9 protein-coding genes are annotated in these 21,418 nt (G+C 61.5%); 5 read left to right on the forward strand and 4 right to left on the reverse strand.

Translation table 11 applies throughout. The annotated features are described in order from the left end of the window. The first annotated feature begins 30 nt into the window (after positions 1 to 30). Positions 31 to 6,663, forward strand: coding sequence for a DEAD/DEAH box helicase (locus F572_RS0112695; RefSeq protein WP_018158483.1), 6,633 nt, complete (start codon positions 31 to 33; stop codon positions 6,661 to 6,663). Then, positions 6,663 to 8,729 (forward strand): UvrD-helicase domain-containing protein, encoded by a 2,067-nt coding sequence (locus F572_RS0112700; RefSeq protein ID WP_018158484.1) that lies wholly within the window; start codon positions 6,663 to 6,665, stop codon positions 8,727 to 8,729. The genes F572_RS0112695 and F572_RS0112700 overlap by 1 nt, the downstream gene beginning before the upstream one ends. A gap of 112 nt (positions 8,730 to 8,841) precedes the next feature. Here F572_RS0112700 and F572_RS0112705 read toward each other — a convergent pair whose 3' ends face one another. The 4 genes from F572_RS0112705 to F572_RS0112720 all read right to left on the reverse strand — a co-directional run bounded on the left by F572_RS0112705 (position 8,842) and on the right by F572_RS0112720 (position 19,614). After that, positions 8,842 to 12,249 carry a TM0106 family RecB-like putative nuclease gene (locus tag F572_RS0112705; RefSeq protein WP_018158485.1) on the reverse strand — a complete coding sequence of 1,136 codons (3,408 nt, stop codon included), beginning with the start codon at positions 12,247 to 12,249 and terminating at the stop codon, positions 8,842 to 8,844. 134 nt (positions 12,250 to 12,383) lie between these two features. Beyond that, complete coding sequence (locus F572_RS0112710) at positions 12,384 to 15,605, reverse strand: hypothetical protein (protein ID WP_018158486.1); 3,222 nt, start codon at positions 15,603 to 15,605, stop codon at positions 12,384 to 12,386. Continuing rightward, positions 15,602 to 17,863 (reverse strand): site-specific integrase, encoded by a 2,262-nt coding sequence (locus F572_RS0112715; protein ID WP_231410894.1) that lies wholly within the window; start codon positions 17,861 to 17,863, stop codon positions 15,602 to 15,604. Before F572_RS0112715 ends, F572_RS0112710 begins: the two co-directional genes overlap by 4 nt. Before the next feature lie 1,085 nt (positions 17,864 to 18,948). After that, positions 18,949 to 19,614, reverse strand: a complete 666-nt coding sequence (locus F572_RS0112720) for a metallophosphoesterase (protein ID WP_018158488.1) — start codon at positions 19,612 to 19,614, stop codon at positions 18,949 to 18,951. 273 nt (positions 19,615 to 19,887) lie between these two features. On the opposite strand from F572_RS0112720, the gene F572_RS0112725 reads away from it, so the two are divergent. The 3 genes from F572_RS0112725 to F572_RS0112735 all read left to right on the forward strand — a co-directional run bounded on the left by F572_RS0112725 (position 19,888) and on the right by F572_RS0112735 (position 21,245). Continuing rightward, on the forward strand, positions 19,888 to 20,538 hold the full coding sequence (locus F572_RS0112725; RefSeq protein WP_018158489.1) for an SOS response-associated peptidase: 651 nt from the start codon (positions 19,888 to 19,890) through the stop codon (positions 20,536 to 20,538). 74 nt (positions 20,539 to 20,612) lie between these two features. After that, positions 20,613 to 20,822, forward strand: coding sequence for an MbcA/ParS/Xre antitoxin family protein (locus F572_RS0112730; protein ID WP_018158490.1), 210 nt, complete (start codon positions 20,613 to 20,615; stop codon positions 20,820 to 20,822). A gap of 90 nt (positions 20,823 to 20,912) precedes the next feature. Then, positions 20,913 to 21,245 carry an MbcA/ParS/Xre antitoxin family protein gene (locus F572_RS0112735; RefSeq protein ID WP_026181397.1) on the forward strand — a complete coding sequence of 111 codons (333 nt, stop codon included), beginning with the start codon at positions 20,913 to 20,915 and terminating at the stop codon, positions 21,243 to 21,245. Positions 21,246 to 21,418: the final 173 nt, after the last annotated feature.

Raw genomic sequence — 21,418 nt, forward strand, 5'->3', positions numbered from 1 at the left:
CGATATCACAAGGACGTATGAGGAGGTGAAATGCTGCCAGCGACGCTAGCCCAGGAAGTCCGCAAGCAGGTTCTGCACTATCTGCAGGCCACCTTCCGCCTGCGCGACCGTTCCACCGAGAAGGCCCTGGAGGCCTTCTTCAACGACCCGGAGAACGGGCTGTTCAAGGGGCCCTGGGTGCAGGTCCGCCGGCCTTTCCGGTTGGATTCGGGGGATATCTCGGGCCTGTTCGATATCGAGATTCCCTACGTGCCGTTCCGCCACCAGGCGACCAGCTGGCGCCGCCTGACCACCCGCGGTGGCAACCAGCCGCTGCATACGCTGGTCACCACCGGCACCGGTTCGGGCAAGACGGAGTGTTTTCTCTACCCGGTGCTGGATCACTGCCTGCGGATGCACCAGGCGGGCAAGCGCGATGGCATCAAGGCGATCATCCTCTATCCCATGAATGCCCTGGCCGCGGACCAGGCCGGGCGCTTCGCCGAGGAGATACTCAAGTCGCCCCTGCTCAGCGACATGGTAGCCGGCAAGCCCAGGGCCCGGGTGCGGGTGGGGCTCTACACCGGGCGCATGTCGTCAGCATCCAGCAAGGAGGAGGGCGCCGAGCCGGGTACCTATGCCGAGCTGACAAGAGAGCCCGCCCAGGATGGCGGCGGTGAGTGGACCTACAAGGCGATCACCAACCGCGAGGCGATGCAGGCCGATCCGCCGGATATCCTGCTCACCAACTACAAGATGCTCGACTACCTGCTGCTGCGGCCCAAGGATGTCAGCATCTGGCAGCACAATCAGGCTGACCCCAGTCTGCTTCGCTACTTAGTTCTTGATGAGCTGCATACCTACGACGGTGCCCAGGGTGCCGATGTCGCCTGCCTCATTAGGCGCTTGAAAGAGCGCTTTTCGATTCCGCGCGGCCAGCTGTGCATGGTGGGAACCAGTGCCACCGTTGCGGGGGGAGATGACGAGAGCAACCTTGGGCCGCTTCACAAGCTCTGCCAATTCGCCAGCACGTTGTTCGAGGAGAGCATTACCGACGAAGCGGTGATTCAGGAGGATCGTTACCGCGTCGATGAGGTGGTGCGCGTGCCGGAGCTGGAGGTCGATGTGCTGCCCTCAGCAGGCGAATGCGAGCCGCAGCATCGCGAGGATTCTGTTCGCTATGCCTACCGCATGGCATCTCTGTTCGGCGGCCCGAGCTACCCGGTCGAGGCCGATGACCCCCGCTGGCCGAATTGGACACCACATTACTCCGCACTCCGGGAGACCCTTGCTGAGTTGGATGATCACACGCGCTGGGGGGTGGCCTTGGGCGAATGGATTCGCAGGCATCCTCTCTTCCAGCGCCTTCTAGTAGCAACCGAGGACGCGCCGGCACATTGGCTTGAGCTACTGCGGGATCTGGCGCGCGAGGACTATTCCTTCCGTTCGGTAGGCGACTTGGCTCAGCGCGGCGAAGTTCTGATGGGCTTCATGGCGTTGGTGGCCCAGGCCCGGGAGCTGCGCAGCGGTAAAGCGTTTCCCCTGGTGCCTACTCAGGTTCAGCTGTGGCTGCGAGAACTCAGGCGGATCGGCGCTCTCGTTCATGAAGAGCCGGCCTTTGCGTGGCTCGATAATCCGGTACCAGAAGGGCGCCACCAGCTGCCGGTGGTGCACTGTACCGAGTGTGGCGAGCTGGCTTGGGTCGGATTGCGTGATTTGGATGCGGACGCCTCTATCGAACAACACGGTGTCCGTGGCTTGCAGCTCGCCGATGAAGTGCTCCCGATCTATGACGCGTGGGGTTTCGAGGGACACCCCAGGTCCACCCTGGTGATCCTGAGCCCGTGGCGTGAGGGAGATGATCCGATCCATTCCGGTGGTCAGCAAGAGTTGGAGGGACTCCGCTGGCACCTGTCGCCAAGCTCGTTGGTATTGCGTGAGGGTCCTGGCCCATGTCCGCTCACCGGGGAGCGCACCTTTCCCGTCAAGGTCGTCCATGAGCATGACCATCGAGACAACGGGCAGCGGATTGGAGTACGCCGCTGCCCGCACTGCCGGACCCTAGATAGCCTGATGTTCATCGGTAGCCGGGCGGCCACCATCGCCAGCGTTGCCATCGATGAGGTGTTCGGCTCTGTACTCAATAGCGATCCCAAGCTCTTGGCCTTCACCGATAGCGTGCAGGACGCCAGCCACCGCGCAGGGTTTTTCTCGGCACGTACGTATCACTTCACCCTGCGGACCGCTCTCCAGCACCTGATCGATGATGTTGGCGAAGAGGGCCTTCCCCTGGCGGACGTGGGTGAGCGCCTGTTGGCGTTCTGGGCCGAGCCCGAAACGGGGCGACCGGGAAATATGAAGGAGGCGATGGCGACACTGATTCCGCCGGATCTTCGTGAGTACTCGGACTATCTCGATTACCGCAACAGCGGTGCCCGGATGCCACCAACCGGACTCTTCGCGGAGGTTGCGCAGCGGTTGACCTGGGAGGCCACTAGCGAGTTCAGCCTGATGCTGACCCATGGCCGCACCATGGAGCGCCATGCGAGCGCGGCCCTCGGATGGGAGTCGCACTGTATTGACGCGACGCTGACGGCCCTTCGCCAGCGGTTTCCCCGCATTGCCCCCAGACTTGAGGATCTGACCGACGAAGCGCTGAGGCTCTGGGTGCTGGGGATGCTGCACCGTCAGCGTGAGCGTGGTGGTTTACACCATCCCTACCTAATGTCGTTTGCTCGCCAGAATTACTGGGGGAAGTATCCCTTCGGAAAGGTGGTCAAAGGTCGTGAGACGTTCCCGCCCCAAGGGCGTTATCAACCGCGGCTGTGGACGACACATCCCGACAAGCGTCACGACCACATTTTGGCGCCGCCCCGGGATGGCCAGATGCCACCCTGGCAGCTGGTCTGGGCGCGGCGGGTACTGGGCCTGCCAGGGGTGGATGACGCCACGCTGGTCGACTTGCTGGCCGCTTTTCTGGAGGCTGGGGAAACTGCCGGATTACTCCGTAAACTTCACCAAGACGGCGAGAAAGCGTGGTACGGGATCAGTGACGTAGCGGCACGGCTCTACCCTGAAGGGGAGAAGCTGCTTTGCAACAGCAGCGGGTATTACCTCTACAGGCCACCGCAGGAAGCAGCGCTTTGGCGCGACGCGCCGAGTCTCTCCTACCAGGATGATGCCGGGCGGTATGACTGGGCTGCATTCAGCAAACGAGAGAACTACTATCGCACGCGTTATCGGAAAGGGGCTCTGCGTCGCGTATTCGCTCATGAACACACGGGGTTGCTCGATACTCCGGAGCGTGAAGGGTTAGAGGCCAGTTTCAACGATGGTGCTCACGCCGATGATCCTAATGTCCTGACCGCTACTTCTACTTTGGAAATGGGCATCGACATCGGAGATCTCTCGACCACCATGCTCTGCTCGATACCGCCTAGTGCAGCGAGCTATCTCCAACGCATCGGGCGAGCAGGACGCAAGACGGGTACCGCTTTGATCCTTAGCGTGATCAACCAACGCCCTCATGACCTGTTCTTCTATGCCCGCCCGGAGGCGCTGCTTGCTGGAGAGATCGAGCCGCCAGGGTGCTGGTTGGACGCCAGCGCGGTGTTAGTACGCCAGTACCTGGCATTTTGCTTCGATCAGGCGGTGCGTGAAGGTGTGTTGGCTGACCTTCCTGGGACAGGCAAGCAGCTGGTGGACGAGGTCATCCAGAACCGGGCCGGCCACATCCCGGGGTTGCTTGCGTGGGTGCTGGAGCACGAGGCGGCGCTACAGCAGCGTTTCATAGCCCGCTTCGCCCTAGATGCTATGGATGATACCCGCGAGCGCTTTCTCGGCGAGTCGCGAACTGAACGGTTGCGTGAGGCCATCGAGCGAGCGGCAAGTGAATTCCAGCTGCAGCGCCAGCTGCTGGACAATGCGCGCAAGCGCCTGAGAGACCAGAAGAGCAAGCTGGAGCCTGCGACCGAAGCGATCGATCATGCTGAGATCGAGCGGGAGGAGCGCATCTTGCGGGCTCGCCAGCGGAAGCTCAATGAAGTCAGCGCGCTAGAGGTGCTCACCGAGCACGGCCTCCTTCCCAACTACGCCTTCCCCGAGCGTGGCGTTCGTTTTTCCGGGGCCATCTACCATCGTCGCTCCAAGGGCGAGGACGGTGAGGTCATCGAGACCCGGCCACCTATCGAACTGGTGCGCTCGGGGCCGCAGGCTATCCGTGAACTGGCGCCCGGCAATCAGTTCTATACCCATAGCCACCGTTTCGCCATCCAGCAGATTGAGCTGGGCTCGCGTAATCAGCCGCTTATGGCCGAGTGGGCCATCTGTGGTCAGTGCGGCCATATGCGCCATGCGGCCGAAGTGCAGCGGCCTGAGGCGGTACCCGCCTGTCCCCAGTGTGGCCATGATGGGCCCGAGAGCCAGACCGACCTAGGGCAGCAGAGGAATTTTCTCCAGTTTGCTCGCTCTCAGGCGGTTTCCTATATGGAGTACTACGACAGCCTGTCTGCCGACAAGGGCGAAGAACGCGAGAACGAGCGCTATCAGCTGGTGACCTCCTTCGACCAGACAGTGGAGCAGGCCAGCGGTGCGGTAGGTAATGACACCGAGCCATTTGGTATCGAGTATCGTTCGGCCATGGTGATGCGCCAGGTCAATGCCGGCTACCAGGGGCAATATCGCGATCTGGCTTTCGGCCAGGAGAAGGTCTCATCGGAGGGCTTTCTAATCTGTGCTGATTGCGGCATGGCCGCTGACCCGGGGCAAGGCTCCAGCGAAGTACGCCATCGCCGGAGTTGTTCTGGCCACCGAGAGAGTCAGCGCCGTCACCGGGAAGGTCGTAAGGATGACGCTTACCGTTGGGAGCATGTTTATCTCTATCGCGAGCTACGTTCCGAGGCGGTGCGGTTACTGCTCCCCGATGTGGAGCCAGAGGACGTCGCCACCCTAGAAGCCGCCATCTACTTGGGCATGCGTCTGCGTTTCCAGGGCGACCCCGGACACCTGTTGGTTCAACAGCAACTGATTCCCAACCTGAAATTAGGGGTGACGCAACACTATCTGGTACTGATGGATGCGGTGCCGGGCGGTACTGGATTTCTGAAAGCCCTGTTCCAAGAGGTTGATGAAGAGGGCCGTGCGGGTGAGGGCATGGTGGATGTGTTACGTCGGGCACTCGCCGCGCTGGAGCACTGCCCCTGTCGTGAGCTGCATCAGACGGACGACGACACCGATGGCTGTTACCGCTGTTTGCGTACCTACCACCTCCAGTATCGGGCCGACCAGATCAGCCGAGAGCAGGGTATTCGTCTGCTGAGGCGATTAATCGCTGCGGGAGAGACTCGCGAATCCAAGAAGGAATTGGATGAGATCAAACCTCGGGCCATGTTTGGCAGCGTGCTAGAGAAGCGTTTCGTCAATCATTTGCGCGATTGGGTGGTGGAGCGTGGCAGGGAAGATGACTGGCGGGACGTGCTGATTGGTGGCACGAGAGGCTTCGAATTCACTCTGGGGGATGGTCGTATTTGGTCTTTGCAGCTCCAGCCGCTGTTGGGTGCTGCTCAGGGGGTATCCATTGCCTGTCAGCCCGACTTCCTTCTTCGAGCTGACGACGATGTATGTCGACCAATTGCCATTTTTCTGGACGGGTTCGAATTCCATGTAAAGCCGCATGAGGCCGAGTCGCGTCTTGCCGACGACTTTCTCAAACGGCGAGCCATTCTTGATAGCCAGCGTTACTGGGTCTGGTCATTGAGCTGGGATGACCTGGATCAGTCGGCGGGCGACCGTTTTCGCTTTCTCTCTAGCTGGATGACGGATGACGTGCTGGTCAAGTGGCGCAACAAGATGGGGGCTTCCTTTCCTCAGGTGAGTACGGTGGCTGGTGATGCTTTCACTCAATTCAAGGGGTTCCTCGTTTCGCCTCATGCCGAGGGGTGGCAGCGTTTCGGCCAAGTGGTAGGGGGCTTTGCGCTAATGCGCCTGGCCAGCAGCGGTATTGGACAGGAGGCCAGTCAGTTCAACGGAGTCCTGAGCATGTGGCGTGCAGGGTATTCCACCCCACCGCTGGGCCGAGAAGATAGAGGGGACTGGGCCTGGATCGGTCAAAATCTTGCGCTGACCGAGGACCTGATGGTGTATGGGCTTGGGCAGGAATTGTTGCTCAATGATTACACCAACCTCACGATCGAGCTGCGGCTAGATGACAGCGAGCAGGAGCGCAGCGCGGTGGAGACCTTCCGGCTTCGCTGGCGGCGATTCCACGCCCTGACGAATCTCTTCCAATTTTTGGAGCGGATGCTGGTTTACACCACCTCCGAGTTCGAGAGCGGAGTGATTCCGGAGCCTTCGTTGATGCCCGAGGTGAGCCTGGACGACCGATGGCAGGAGATCGTCGAGGAGACGCTTTCGTCGCTTGAGAAACTGGTAAGGCAGATGGCTGCCCGGGAATGCGAGTTTCCTGAGGTGGAACACTATAGCGACGATCTGGGGGATGAGCCCTTTGCTGAGCTTGCCTGGCCGACTGCCTCGCCGCCGGTAGCAATATTGGTCGGGGATCAGGCGAGCTTTTCCGCCAAATGGCACCAAGCCGGCTGGAAAGTAATTACCGACACTGATATGCAGACCCGTGGCGAGTCGTGGTGCGTCGAGCAGCTGCCGAAACGCAATTCAGGAGACGATTGATGGCGAAGATGATGCTGCACCGCGACGTGTTGAAGAACTTTGGCAAGTTGCCGGCCAAGGTGCAGAAGAAGGTGGTCGAGCTGACCCAAAAATTCGAGGAGGACAGCACCCAGGCCAGCATCCACTTGGAATCCATCAATGCGGCTAAGGACAGCAAGGTGCGCAGTGCCCGCGTTGGCCTCGATTATCGCGCCATCGTGATTGCTCCGGAAAAGGGCGACACCTTCCTTCTGATGCACATCGATCACCATGATGAGGCTTATCAGTGGTGTCTGAATAAGCGTTTCGAAGCCCATTTGGCGTTGGGCACCCTGCAGGTGTTCGATGTCGAGGAGGCCGAGCGCTCGCTGGAGACGTCCCAGAATGGTGAGGCGGAAGAAGAACGTTGGGATACCGAAGAGAGCGTTCCCGAATATGTCCTTCAGGATCTGAGTGACGATGAGCTCTTTCAAGCCGGCGTGCCCGATGCGCTTATCCCCGCAGTCCGAGCCGTGCGTAACGATGATGACTTCGAGCGTTTGGCAGGGTATCTGCCACCGGAGGCGGAGCAGGTCCTCTACGGCGTCGCATCGGGCATGCCTCTCGAGGAGGCGATCAACGAGATGTTGGGGGCGCTCGATGAGATCGAGAAGCCAACGGGCCCCGGCGACTTCAGCTATTTGGCCGAGATCACCAACCTGGATCTGGTGCTTGTGCAGGGTGAAGAACACCTGCGCGAGATACTTAGCGAGGACATAGAGGAGTGGCGGGTTTTTCTACACCCCTACCAGCGCAAGCTGGTGGAGTGGCATACCCGAGGGCCGATGAAGATATTCGGTGCTGCCGGTACCGGCAAAACTGTCGCGCTAATGCACCGCGCTGCTTGGCTGGCTCAGCGCTGCAGCGATGAAGAAAAGGTTCTGATCACGACGTTCACGACTAACCTATCAGTCACCATCATGGGGCTGATGAAGAAATTAGCCCCAGGCGTGGTCGATCGCATCGAGGTGACCAACCTGCATCAGCTTGCGAGAACGATTTGTGCACGCGCGCAGTGGCAGGGAAAGATCGCAGAGAAGGAGGACCTGCAGTCTATCTGGCTGAAGGTTTTGGCCATGCCTGTGGCCACCGAGCTGGATTTCTCGGAAGAGTTCCTGCGCGACGAATTTGAGCAGATTATCGACCCGATGGGTATTACTACGGAGGAAGAGTACCTCACGGTCGTTCGCTCGGGACGCAAACCACTTCGCCGGAAGCAGCGCAAAGCTTTGTGGAAGGTGTTCGTCGAATTACGCCGTCAGCTCTCCGGCCGTAACCTGCTGACCTTCGATGGATTGATTCACCAAGCTCGAGAGGTGGTGGAGCGTGGCGAATTTCCACGCTATCGCCATGTATTGGTCGACGAGATCCAAGACTTCAGTTTGGAAGCGCTACGGTTGGTCGCCAGCATAAGCCCCATCGCTGAGGGCCTAGACAACCCACTCTGTGTGGTTGGCGATGGCCACCAGCGTATCTATAACCCGGTCCCTGTCCCGCTTGGTCGGGCTGGCATCGAGGTGCGGGGTCGGTCGCGTCGCCTGAAGATCAACTACCGTACCAGCGAGGAGATTCGTGACTGGGCCCACGCGGCGCTCGAAGGGTTAGACGTAGATGATCTTGATGGCGAACGGGCAGTGACCCTTGGGGATCGGTCCATTTTTCATGGTCCAAAGCCTCAGGTCGTCAGTTGTAAAGACGATGATGAGGTAGCCAGTGCTGTGGTCTCGTGGGTTAAGGGACTAACCGAGAGCAATGGATTCAAGACTCATGAGATCTGCTTGACTCCGCCCAACTCAAAGGTAATCAGTTCCTTGCGCTCGCATGGCTTTGCTACGGTCGAGCTCAAAGCACGCCAGCCTGACCCTGGACAGGAGGAGAGCGGAGTGCGCTTCGGCACAAAGAAGAGGATCAAGGGCCTGGAGTTCAAGGCGGTAGCGATACTGGACCAGGGGGGCAATGAGAAGGGCCTAACGGAGCGATTTGAGGACTATGTGGCGGCAAGCCGTGCCCAGCAGCAGCTTCTGGTTGTGGTCCGTCAAGGAAGCTAACGCTATGTAAGGCATTAGGCCCGCTATCATCGCCTCCCCGCCTCGAATGGACAGGGCACAAGCGTCTGTTGTGAGGCCGTTCGAAAGGCTAGTGAAGCCCCGTCCTGGCGACTTAGAGCGTTGAGCTGACCTCTTGATAAAAGCAGAAAGCGTTGGCCAGCTGCATCTGATGTGGCGTTCGGCATTCGGCTTCGAAGATGGCTGGGGCCCCGACGAGGATTGCGAGGGCCTTGGCTCGCGACACCGCAACGTTAAGCCGGTTGGCGCTGTAGAGGAAGTCCATGCCGCGTGGGGCATCCAGGTGGCTGGATGTCGTGAGGGAGTAGATCACCACCGGTGCTTCCTGCCCCTGGAACTTGTCCACGGTCCCGACGCGTGCGCCCTCAGGAAGTCGTTTCTGGATCTCGAAGACCTGGGCGTTGTAGGGCGCGATGATCAGGATGTCATCCAGGGTGAGCTCCGCCTGCGAGCCCTTGCGGTTGGTCCACGAAGTATGTGAGCACATGAGCTGATCGAAGAGTTGGGCGATGGCCTTGGCCTCCTCGGTTGCCGCGCTGGTATTGCCGGAATGTTCGATAGGCAGATACCGAAGGCCGCTGCCCTTGATGGTCGCGTCCGAATGGATGGCCTGTTGGGAGCAGCCATCGACGGCGTTCAGTTTGCCGTCGTAGAAAAGCTCAGAGTTGAACGCACAGATGTCCGGGTGTAGGCGCCAGGTTTTGTCCAAGAACAGGCCTCGATGGGAAGGGATGGTCGCTTCTTCACCGAGAAGGTGTTCAAGGGCGGACACGTCGACACCATCGGGATGCGAGCCCTGGCTGGGTTGCTCAAGCTGTTGGGGGTCTCCGAGCATGACCATATTGGGGGCGGCATAACCAACGGCGAGTGCGTTGGCCAGGGAAAGCTGTCCGGCCTCGTCGATCACGAGCGTATCCACCGCGTCTCGGGCAGCGGGGTTCGCCCAGAAAAACTGCGTCCCACCGGCGACCTGGACGTCTCCCGAGCTCAATGCATCCAGGAGTTTATCGGCTTTGTCGAAGTAACGGATGTGATGCGGTTCGTCCTTGTCTCCCTTGTCCGGCTTCTGGCCCATCTGCAGTTCGACGCCCATTTCTTCCGCCGCCTCGGCGACGCTGTCGAGGAGGTTGCGAATCACCTTGTGACTGTTGGCTGTGACCCCGACCTTTCGGCCGTGACGCACGCGCTCACAGATCATCCGGGCACCGGTGTAGCTCTTGCCCGTCCCCGGCGGCCCCTGGATGGGCAGCACGCCGCCATCCATTGCGGGTGCGATCCGTAGCGCGGCGTCGAGGGGCGTTTCATTCGGGTGTCGGAGCTCTTGGCCGCCGTTGTCCGGCGGCTCGCGAAGGAGCAACGCGCGGGCGCTCTGGTATGGTCCGGCGCCCTCTATCCCATGCGCTGCGACATATTCGCCGAGGGCGAGAACGGAGTCCGAGAGGACCTTGGTGTCTACGCGGTCGAACTTGAACACGCATGTCGGATGTTCGCCCGCCGTATCTCTCATCTTCTGGATGGTGATGGTCTGGTGGGAAGTGTCCACTTCAGCCGCTTTACCGATCTTCGCGCCGCCGAGCGTTTTCAGAGTATCGCCAGCGCGCAGATCGGTATCCTGCGACTCAAACGCATACTGATCGAGCGGGATGCCGGTCTTCGAACGCCCGACCGTTTCCATGAACGTCATGTCCCCGATCGCGGATTTCTCATGGATCAGTTCGTCCGCGGACAGATCGCAAAGTCGGAAATACTCCCACCAATTGGCCTTGTCCTCCCGGCGATGCCATTCGAGCGAGTGCGCGAGGATCCATCGGGCTTGCTGCTCCGGCGTCCGCTCGGCCGGATCCGCCGGGACGTCGTGCGTAAGCTGGGCGATCAACTCCTGAATATGCCGCTCGGCCTCGCTCTGGTCCTCGCGTTCGCGGGGCTCAGGCGGCTCCGGCCGCGGCACGTCCTTACCCGAATGGATCAGGTCCTGCCGAAGCCTCTCCAACCAGTCCCGCAGGCCAGCGGTGGCGAAGCAGTCGTCCGCGTTGTACTGCTGGACGGTCTTCCGGGTGTCGTCATCAATCGCGCCCAGGTCGTCCAGCTCCAGCGCGAATGACAGGCGCGTCAGGGCAGAGTTGGCTTCGGGCATCGCCACCTGGCGCTCGAAATCGAAGAACGGTTCGAGCTTTTTGATCGAGTAACTCTCGACGCCTGCGCGCAGGGCATGCCGGGTGACGCTGAGCAGGTCGACGAACACCTCATCCCTGAGCAGGTTGTCGAGTTCCAGCACCCGCGTCGCGTAACGGCCCATCAGACGCTTGAGAGCCGCGGGTTCGTAGGGCGCGAAGTGGTAGACGTGCAGGTCCGGGTAGGTATTCTTCCGCTCGGTCACGAAGTCGATGAAGGCCTCGAAGGCGGCCTTCTCTTCCTCGCGGTCAAGGGCCCAGTGGGATTGGTAGTGCCATGCACCTTGTTCGTCCTGGTAGGCGTAGCCGAACAGATACTCCAGTCCGTGCTCGCCGACGAAGGCGTCGCTCTCGATGTCGAAGAAGATGTCGCCCTTCGAGGGCTTCGGAAGGGCTGTCAGGCCGAAGCCTGGCTCGGGCTCAAGCAACTCGTATTCGGGTAAACCGCTTTGGCGTGACTTGAGCTGGATAGCCGCCTGATGGCGTGTTTTCTCAAGAGCCTGCACGGAACCGCGCTCGGGACGGAATCCGAGCGGCACAGGGACCTGTGCGAGCGCTTCGACCGTGTCGACGCCCTGCTTGCGCCATTCGTTGATTTGCCCCTTCGTGATGCCGGCGACCAGCGACAGATGGTCGTCCGCGCGCCGGCGGTCGTCGCATTCGCGCTGCCAGCGGCACATGTCGCAGTGGGGTTTGGGATCCGGGTAGGTGCAGGCTTCATCCGCTGTGCCCGCCGCCTGCTCGGCCGCACGTTTCACGCGTCGGTAGTACGCACCGTAGTCGGCAACACGAAACCACTGCGGCTCATACCCACTCCAGGGCACGACCACTCCAACCTGATCGGGTTCGGTGCCCTGCATGGAGGCGAGGAGGTCGGCGTAGAGGCAGAGTTGAAGGATCGTGGCCCCCTTGGTTTCCCGCGAGAGTTTCGTGTCCACGATCCGGTAGCTGTAGTCCCCGAGGGCGCTTGGAATGTCGACTCGAAGCAGGACGTCGGCCCGTCCGCTCCAGACACCATCGCGCAATGCGGCCTGGACGATTACTTCGGCACCGGCCTCCATCGCCTCGCGTGTTGTCTGTACCACCTCGTCCGTGATGCCGACCCCATCAATGGGAACAACTGACAAACCGTGGTCGGTCAGCGCCTGGATGAACGCGCTTTCGTGTCGGAAGCCGCGCTCGCGAAGGATTTCGGCCAGGGGATCGTAATAGTCCGGCTTGGCTCGCTGGCCGGTCTGCTGCTGCCAGTCGAGCACGGTCAGGTGATCACACGCGGCATGCGCGACGAGATCCGTGGCACTGAGTGTGATTTTGCCCTCATTCACTTGCATGCAGGATTCCTTTCCACGATCGGTGCGTTTGCAGGTGATGGTAGCAACAGGGGTGGCTCATATTGTGAGCCACCGTGGGAGTGTTTCCTTCTGTGTCGTATCCCCCGCTACTCCGCGCCCATCCGACCGGACTGTCAGTCCTTCACTGGGGGAGGCTGGATCCGATTCGCACTCATCAGTGCGATTGCTGCGAGATGCAGAACGTACTTGTATGCATGCGCCGACATGCGGCGGCCATTCGATGTTGGTAGGAGCAGGGTAACGGTCAGCTTTCCGTACCGGCGGTCTTTGCTCTTGAGCGTGGTATGAGGGTTGCTTTGAACGGAAATGCCGAGTCGATCCCTCCATCGTTTCAACTGCGTCTCCTCGTCAATCCGGCTCTTCTCGGCATACACGTGTGTACCGACAATCATCCCGGGGTCGTCGGCCAAGTGGCGGAGAAGCTCCACAAACGGCTTGGCTTTCTGGGGTGTGTAAAACCGAACTCCGGAGTTCTTCGCTTCGACGTGGGTGAGGCAGTGCTCAATAGTGGGGCCGATGTCGCCTTGGGGGCCTGCTGGCGAAAGCAGGCCTCTCATGCGTTCGATCATGCGGTTTGCAAGTCGCGAGTCTGCGTCGCTTTCCAGTGGGGCCGGGGTGAGCGGCACCCCGGGTCCGCGGAATCCGAGCTTCCGGACTTTGGTGACGAACCGCGGTTGGCCCTTCTTCGACTTGATTGAAGCGATTGCTTGGGCGGCATCAATGATGGCCTGGCAGCGGCGGTCCCCGAATCCCGAGCGCTTGGCAATGAGTGGCAGGGGGTAGCCGTCATCGTGATCCTTCAGAATCCGGATAAGGTCGTGCGCGGCCATTGGGGCGGGCGCATGGTTGGGGACATTGACGGTAATGGGGGCCGTCGCTGGTTGAACGACAGGCGGGGCGTGTTTCGTCGTTGGGAGGGCCTTGACGATTCTTGGACGCAGGCTGGCGGCGGAAGCCGGATCGGGTTGGCGCTGATCCTTCAGAAAGCGTTTCGTGGATTCATACGACTGCCCGAGCAGCTGCGCGCAGACGGTGGCCTGCATTCGAGGCAGCGTCTGGCGGACCTTCTCGTACAGCACCAAATCCATGCCATGCAGATAGGTGGTGAGGGTCATTTCCGGTGAGACGTGCCCGGCGATGGCGCCGATCGCGTGCAGCCTCTTCACGGAGTCCGGCCGCCCTCCGGTGAGCCGGGAAACGAAGGTCGTGTCGACGGGGCGTTGGGCTTTCAGGTCGTGGATTTCGTGATCGCGCTCGGGTATCTCCGCGCGCAGGTGCCAACGGCTCAGGGCGGCGTGGCGTAGCGAGTACATGACCACGTCGGGGTTGTTCGTGACCTGCCGAAGGATCGGCTGCAACTGTGTCTGCAGTAGATTGCCGTCGATGCGCAGATCTCTATCCGGGCTCTCGCTCATCAGCAGGGCCCTGGGGACTTTTCCGAACAAGGCTTGCAGTTGTGCCACACGGCTGGAAAACCAGTGGAATTCATCGTCCGGGCACAGTGCGGCCAGGTCGATCCGACGCAGTGACGGTCGACTCTTGTTCGTGCCGTAGCGGTTCGTCCTGACGGTTATGACGGTGTCGGATGCTCCCACCAGGATTTCACTGAGACGCAGCTTCATGCACTCGGCCGGGCGAAGTCCGGCGCGAAAGCCGAGGAACAAAGCCATCTCGAGCGTTTCCTTTCGGGTGGGGTGGCTCTTGTACTGCGCCTGGATGGCCTTTCGCGTGGCCTGGTATTCCGACTCCGTAATAATGAGGGCGCGAACGCGGGGGGTCCCTCGACTGGTTCCGGTCAGGGTGGTTTCGAGTGGTGCTACCCCATGCTGGGCACAAAGGTATGTGTGGAACTCCTCCAGTGCAGAGGCCGGGAGATCCTTGTCCTTCCAGCGGGTCTGGTGCAGCACGTCCGAATACAGCTCTCCGAAATCGTCGGTGTTCATGTCCCGAAGATCGTCGATTTCCGCGCTAGCCAGCAGGCTGATCAGGGGCCGTGCGACTGGCGCCAGATAGCTGCCGTAGACGGTGCTGGGTGCCAGCGGCTTTCGGTGCCATGAGGATCCATACGACAGGAGCACGATGGCCCAGTGGGCCAGTAGGTCCGCGACGACATGATGGCCGAGGGCCTGGGTGCTCATCAGATCTTCCAGTCGGCGCACGCAGTCGGTCCGTGAAAGTTTTTTCGAGTGCTTGTCATCGAAAGCCTTCAACAGGCGCCGGGCGACGCGACTGGTGTCCTTGTCGGGCGTGCCGCCTGGCCTGATGGGATAGGGCAACGAAACCGCATCGGGGACTGCCTTGGGCGGCTGAGTGCTCAGCTTTGTATTGCGCGAAACCCGCTGATTCAGCAACGCCACCCAGCGGTCTGGGGGCAGGGAGCAGCTGGGCATGCGCCCCAGCGCGTATTCCGCGAGATAGGCAGGAACGGAAGCGTCGGGTTCTCGTTCCAGAGCGGCCCAGGCTCCCTGACACCACTGGCCGGGCGTCAGATCCGGCGGGGTCGATATTCCCAGATCGGTCATGAGCCCGCGGATCGTGCTCACGACCTCCTTCGCTCGCTGGCCAGCGTTCTTCCCGGATGGCACGGGAAATGGCTCAGCTGGGTGGTGTCGCAGATAATTCGCAACCAGAGCGGCCGTAAGATCGTCGATGCACCACCGGTGGAGAGCTTCGTCCTCGCCTACCAGATTCAGCCGTGGCGCGTCCGCCTTCGGAATGCGGATGTCCATCCACAGTTGCTCACCGCACTGCTGTATTGAGCTCGATCGCAGGGCATGTGGCAGGAAGCCGAGGTACCGCGCGTTACAGAAGCCTCCAAAGAGCACTGCGCTGGCCAACACCAGTTCCGCGCGTCGGGTGGCGAGGGTCGTGGTGCCCTCTTCATGCCAGCGTTTTTCGTGCTTGTGTAGCTCGTCGAGTGCGGATGCAAACTCTTTGCGGATGGTTACGAAACACGTACCCCGTCGGAAATGCTCCTCATCGCGCAGCAGACGGTCTCGAGGTAAATCCAGAAAAAGGTTGGGTGCGGTGAGTGACCACAGACCCTGGCGGTTCCCGCGATCAATGCTGACCGCGAAGAAATTGTGCTGGTTGCGCCAGTCGACCGCCGACCTAGCCTCATCCCGGATGCATTGGGCGATGTGTTCGATGGCCTTTTGCCCGTCGGGAGGCGGTGTCCCCTTGGCAATGTCCGGTGATTCGCGACGCACTATGTGCAATAACCGGCGGAGGGACGCGCTGGCTTCGAGTGCGCGCTGACGCGCACGGGCCTCGCGCCCGATAGATTTTTCGGAGGCGGGCGGCGCCGGACGGGTCCATACGGGGTGGAGTGTCATGTGGGCACTCCTTCCATCTTGGCCCAGCCTAGTTGCTGCAGCATCGGCTCGATCCAATCGGTGGCAGCGCCGCGCAGATCATTGATGCTCATAGCCGAATAGGGGCCGTAGCCTTCCATACCAATCGGCTCGTGGCCGAGGAGGGCGTCGATCCATTCGCCCGGGCAGCCCGTCTCGGTCAGATGCGTGCGGATATGATGGCGGCCAAGGTTTACGGGGGCGGGGAACAGGTTGCTCAGACGAGGCGAGAGTGTTCCGGGCCGAACGGGTTCGACGGACATATCCTTCGACAGGAAAACTAGGAAAGGGATCGACTCGTCGTTGCCGAATGCGGCGGCCCGCAGTTCGGCAGCCGGTTCGGGCTGGCGATGGTCCCACCGGGACGCGAGTGCCAGCAGGTGGCGTCCATAGGCCTTGAGTTGTCCCAGAACGGTCGGGGCCAAGGGGACGATCCGCTGGTTTCCGCTTGCCCGCGCCTCCTTGTCCACCACGTACAGCAGAGCGTTATCCCAGTCGATGTCGAGCACACTCTCGATCGGATCGCGTACGACTCTCAGCCCCGTGCCGACCAGGACCAGCAACGCCGTGTAGAGGGTATACGCATTGTGATGCCTGACATGTTCTTCGCGACTAGCCAGGGCGGATGGGGTCTCGGGGGTCATCTGGCGCAGTTCCCGGGCGATGCCCTCCCATACCTTGGGCTTCGGCTGGAGCGCACTGCCGAAATAGCGCTCGTCCGAGGAGACGGGGGCATGGTTCGCTACGCCGTCGTGGCCGGGCGTGCCGAAGATGTGATGGATCGCATCACGATAGGCAGAGACCAGGCGGGATTTCGGGGTCGTCTGGTACACGAGCGGAGTGTGCGCATGCGGGTCCCCGTCGCCCGACAGGATCCAGGCGTAGGACCAGTTGCCGCATTGATCCGCGATGACCTGTGGCAGCACGGACGGGATGCGCGCGAGTCGCAGTTGGCTGTGGTGCTGGTCATTGACCTTTGCCAACTGTGCTGTGGCCGCCTGCTTCAGTTCGTTGAGCTCCGAGGCGAACATGCTCGACGTATGCAGGGTCCCGGAGGCTCTTCGGACACTCCGCAGAAGGGTCAGGATCGGTTCCGGGAGGGGGAGCAGGAGCCCCGTTTCGGTCGGCTCCAGGAGGTCTGATACCGCGCTGTACAGCGCGGGGTCCATTTCGGGCGCGGGGACCCGCACCCAGATTTGGATGCCGTCGCGGGTCAGGATGGCGCGGCGCTGGTCATCGGGTAACGACGATGCCTCCTCCACTACTGGAAGCCTGTGGAGTTCCTCCAGGGTTCCGCCGGTGGCGAGCATTAGAGCCAGCAGGCCTGCCGCTTCGGCTTCGATTGCTCGGCATGCGGGCGCCGTGCCTTGCAGCCAGGGCATGAGGTCCGTGACCAGGGCTCGGACTTCGTCTTGACGTGGCAGGCTGCGGTGGATCGGCAGTCGCTGGTTGGCCCTTGCCCGGTCCCGCACCACGCCCTGCTGGCGTCGGGTCCGCATCGACAGGCTGTCGCCCGGGTGCTCGCCGCGCATGATGCTGGAGCGCATGGTCACCCTTTTGGGGCGGACCTCGGCGGTGGTCAGGCCGATGTGCTGGTACTCATTTTCCTGGTCGAGAGAGAGCGGGCCAATCGATAGGACTCGGGTGCCTTCGACGGCCGGCTGCCGCCTTTGGTGTTCCCGTAGCCCCGCCTCACTTGCGCCTTCAAGGTCCGGCGGTGTCGTGCTGGGTGTAGGCGCCCGGTGCTGGGAGCTCTTCCGGTTCCTGCGACTACTGCGTTTCCTGGCGTCGCGGATCATGACGCGTATGTCGCTCGCCTGCGACGCGTATCTTGACTCATCAACCCCCTCCGGCAGTACGGCCTTAAGGTGATCGAAGGCGTAGGAGAGATGGGCCTGCTTGTCGGGTAGGTGGGCGAGTATTTCGGGGTGTTTGCCGACTGCGAGTTGTCGCACAAGGCGGCAGGCCTCCGGTGCGCTGGGGACTGGTGGCTTGCCCGCTCGATGTTCGGTGCAGAGGGCGATGCGCCGTCCGCCATCGTGGTAGATAAGCGTGGCATATGCGAGGAGGATCTGTGATGCGAGCGGGCGAATCTGATGGGCCACGGTCGGAGCCGCTACGGCAAGGTGCAGCAGCATACCGTAGATGGGTGTTTCGCCCATTTCGCCATGGATCTGCCGCTTTGCTTCCCGCTCTGAGATGGGAGGCAGTGAGTCGATTCGCCCCACTTCCGGCAGCATCTGATCACCTGCCGCACGGAGCATTGTGGCCATTCGTGTGTGCCCCCCAGTGCAACCAGTTAGCCACTCCGTACATGCGAGCCACTCGCGAACCACATATGGGAGCGACCCTTCGGTCGATCGGGGGCGGCGAAGGATACAGTCGAGGCGCTCCTGGAATCGTGGATCCATCCGCGGGTCGACCCCACCCGCGGGTTGTCCGGGCACCGGCTGCTCACTCATGGCCCAGCGCCCTGCGACGGATGCGATCCAACGGGGTCTCCGACTGCGCGGGGAGTGGCTGCGCGGATTCTTCCCGGACCCGCAGCCTGCTCCGGTGGATGCCCGTCAGACGTGAGAGGGCTCGCGCCGATCGCATACTCGGCATCCATTTTTCGGCCAGGTCTGTGGGGATCGCAGCGCGAAGGGATTCGATCTGTGCCGGCAAGACGTCGGGGTGAGGTGCGGTCAGGAGAGAGGCGAGCACGGCGTGGCCCCAACGGGCCTCCTCGGCGGCATCTACCGCGCAGCTGGTGTAGTCGATGACTGGTATGCGTGTCTGCGGTGCGAGCCGTGTTTGAGCCTCTATGAGTATGCGGCCTCCGACGAGCGCGCAGGTCTCCTCGCCATCTCGAACCACGGGGATAGGATGCGAGTTAATTAGTGCACGAATTGCTGCATCGGTGAATGCATCATCGGGAATTGCATACGGCTGATTTTGGTACGAAGTGTGTAGCGGTACGATGTCGCGCAAAACTGCGGACCTTAATTTTATACCTTCCCATCGTCCTTTCGGCATTTTGTCGGTTTCCCCTGTGTTTTGCTCCCCTCCCTCCTAACCTGATCATGATTTTAACGGGCCGTCAATGCTTTTCTGTGTAAATTTCAATATCGGTCAAAATACCGCGATCGAGGGTCTATAAATATCTGATAATAAAAGCATTGCATAAGTGATATATTAATTTCATATGGGGCCTTTTTGGGCGTCGATGGATTTTTCTGTAGCGCCCGGGCCCGCTTGTTTTTCCGAATGTGATATTGAGTTTTCACGGCCGTCCCATCGACGGGTCTTGGGTGTGGGTTGGGCGGGCGATGAGGGGGTGGGCCTACAAAACTTCGCCGTGGATCCGGGCGGCACCGAGGCCGATCACGCGGATGTCTCCGAGGGCCTTGCTGTAGTGCTCGTGGTGGTGGCCGTGGACGATCAAGCGAACGCCCATCTGCTGCGCCAACCGGTCCAGCTCGGCAAAGCCGTGGTGGTGGGTGGTGGGGGCCTCGTGAGTAACCAGCACGTCGGCCGTTTGCCCGGCGAGGCGCTCGAGATCTTCCGGCCAGATCGCCGCCGCGGAGCGCAGGGGCATGTCGTTGCGCCAGTTCGGCGGCGTTCCGGATTTCCGGACCGTGTTTAGGCCTGCCGCGTAGCTCGCCTTCGAAGGGTGCCGGGGTGGGTCCGGCGGCCGCCAGACGCGACCGACGAAGTGACCGCCGAGACCGGCGATGGTCAGCCCTGCGATCTGGATGACCTGGCCGTCGATGTTGGTGGCGATCCGCGACGTCAGCAGGCGGTCGTGGTACTCGACGCTGTCATAGTCGTGGTTGCCGGGGATATACAGCACGGGGATCGCCAGGTGCTTGATGTAGCCGTCGAGCGGCGCCTGGAGGTCGAAGTCGCCTACCATGCACACGGCATGCGCATCGGTGTGGTGCTTTTCGATCTCGGCGATGATGTTGGGGACCCGACCATGCGGATCCCCGACGAATACGATTTTCATGGCGGTCGGGGCGTGTGTGGGTTGCTCGTCAACGGTTTTCCGGGAGCCCTCATTCCGGATCGCCGCAGTGGTTCAGTCTAGAGTCCGGAACATGGGCCAGGAGTGCGTACGGGTCAATGATTCGGTGCGGTAGTCTCTCGGCTACACCTCCGGTGACCATCCGGGAAGCGTACCGACAATGCTGATGTGATCTGGGTATTGTCCGAGCGCGCAACGGCTGCTCGGGGTGCGTGCAGAGATTTCCAGGCGGGACGGGTAGCCATGTGCGGACGGATGACACGCTACAGCGCCACCAGCGATCTGGCGATGCGGTACTTCCACGTGCCGGTCGACGAGGTTTTCGATGCGCCTCGGTACAATGTCGCGCCCGGCACCGACCTGGAAGCGTTCCGCGCCGGCGAGGAGGAGCGGGCCGCCTTCCAGCCGATGTTTTGGGGCTTTCGGCCGAAACGAGTGGAGGACGGCCCTCGCCCGATTAATGCCCGGGCCGAAAAGGTCGCCGCCAGTCCGTACTTCCGGTCCGCATTCGCCCATCGCCGATGCATTGTGCTGGCCGATGGCTGGTACGAGTGGCGCAAGACCGATGACGGCAAGCAGCCGTACTACATCTCCCTGGCTGAGGACGCGCCGCAGGACATCCTGATGATGGCGGGCATCTGGGAACCCACGGCCGATGGCGGCGCCTGCTGCGCGATCATCACCGAACCCGCGTCGGAGCGTCTGGCGCACATTCATGATCGCAAGCCGCTGGTACTGGATGCCGAGTGTCGCTGGGACTGGCTCGATCCCGAACGGACGGAGCGGGAGGCGATCCGAGCCGGGACCGTCCGTCTGAACCCGGACGCCTTGGTCTATCACCCCGTTTCGACTCGCGTGAATCGCCCAACCGAGGACGACCCCGGTTTGATCGAAACGATCGCCTGAAGGGGCATCAGGCCGCGGGAAACTGCTACCTTTATGACCAAGCCTGAAATAGGCACGCAGGAAGGATGGCAGCGATGGCCGACCCGAGCGAAGTGGAAGTGCGCATCACCCGTATGCGCGAGAAGGCGGCGGTGATCTTTGAGGATCCCGAAAAAGCAGACCGATGGATGCAGACGCGGAATCGTGTGCTCGAAGCTGCGCCCATCGATCTGCTGAAAACTGACGAAGGGGCCGATAGGGTCGAGACCGTCCTGCACCGCATCGAGCACGGCGTATTCTCGTAGCGGACGAACGCAAACAGAGAGGGGCAAGGATCCATGATGGAAGCAGCATCCCCATCGGTCTCGGTCGACGAGCGCAGGGCCTTGGCGCGGATGGTGATGCAGGCCTTCGAGAACTGGGGCCTTGAAACCCACGAATCGCTCGCGATGCTGGGTCTCGGGCGGGAAGACGCGAAACGGCTCGTTTCGTATCGCAAAGGGGCGCCGCTGGCCGATGATCCCGAGGTGCTGGACCGCGCCGGCCATATCCTGGGCATGCACAAGGACCTGCGCCTGTTGTTCCCGCACGATCGGGAGAACGCCTATCGCTGGATGAAGGCGCACAACCGTGCGTTCGATGGTCGAACACCGGCCGAAGTCGTCAGCGCGGAGGGCTTGCAGGGCCTGTTGCGCATCAGGGGCTATCTGGGTCGCGCCGTCGCCTGACGGTTTCGCCGCAATGACGCTGCAAAGGCGTGTTGGGGCCGCGGGACCCTAGGCGCGTTCGACGTATTTTCAATCGGTCGAATGGTAGGGAGGGCGGGCCCCTGGCCCGTCAACGCCCGTGTCGTCTGGATTGGCTGCGCCCGGCGCGTAAAGACTGAATCTCTGCGGAGCGG

This window comes from Thioalkalivibrio sp. ALE14, assembly GCF_000376845.1.
Lineage (GTDB): Bacteria > Pseudomonadota > Gammaproteobacteria > Ectothiorhodospirales > Ectothiorhodospiraceae > Thioalkalivibrio.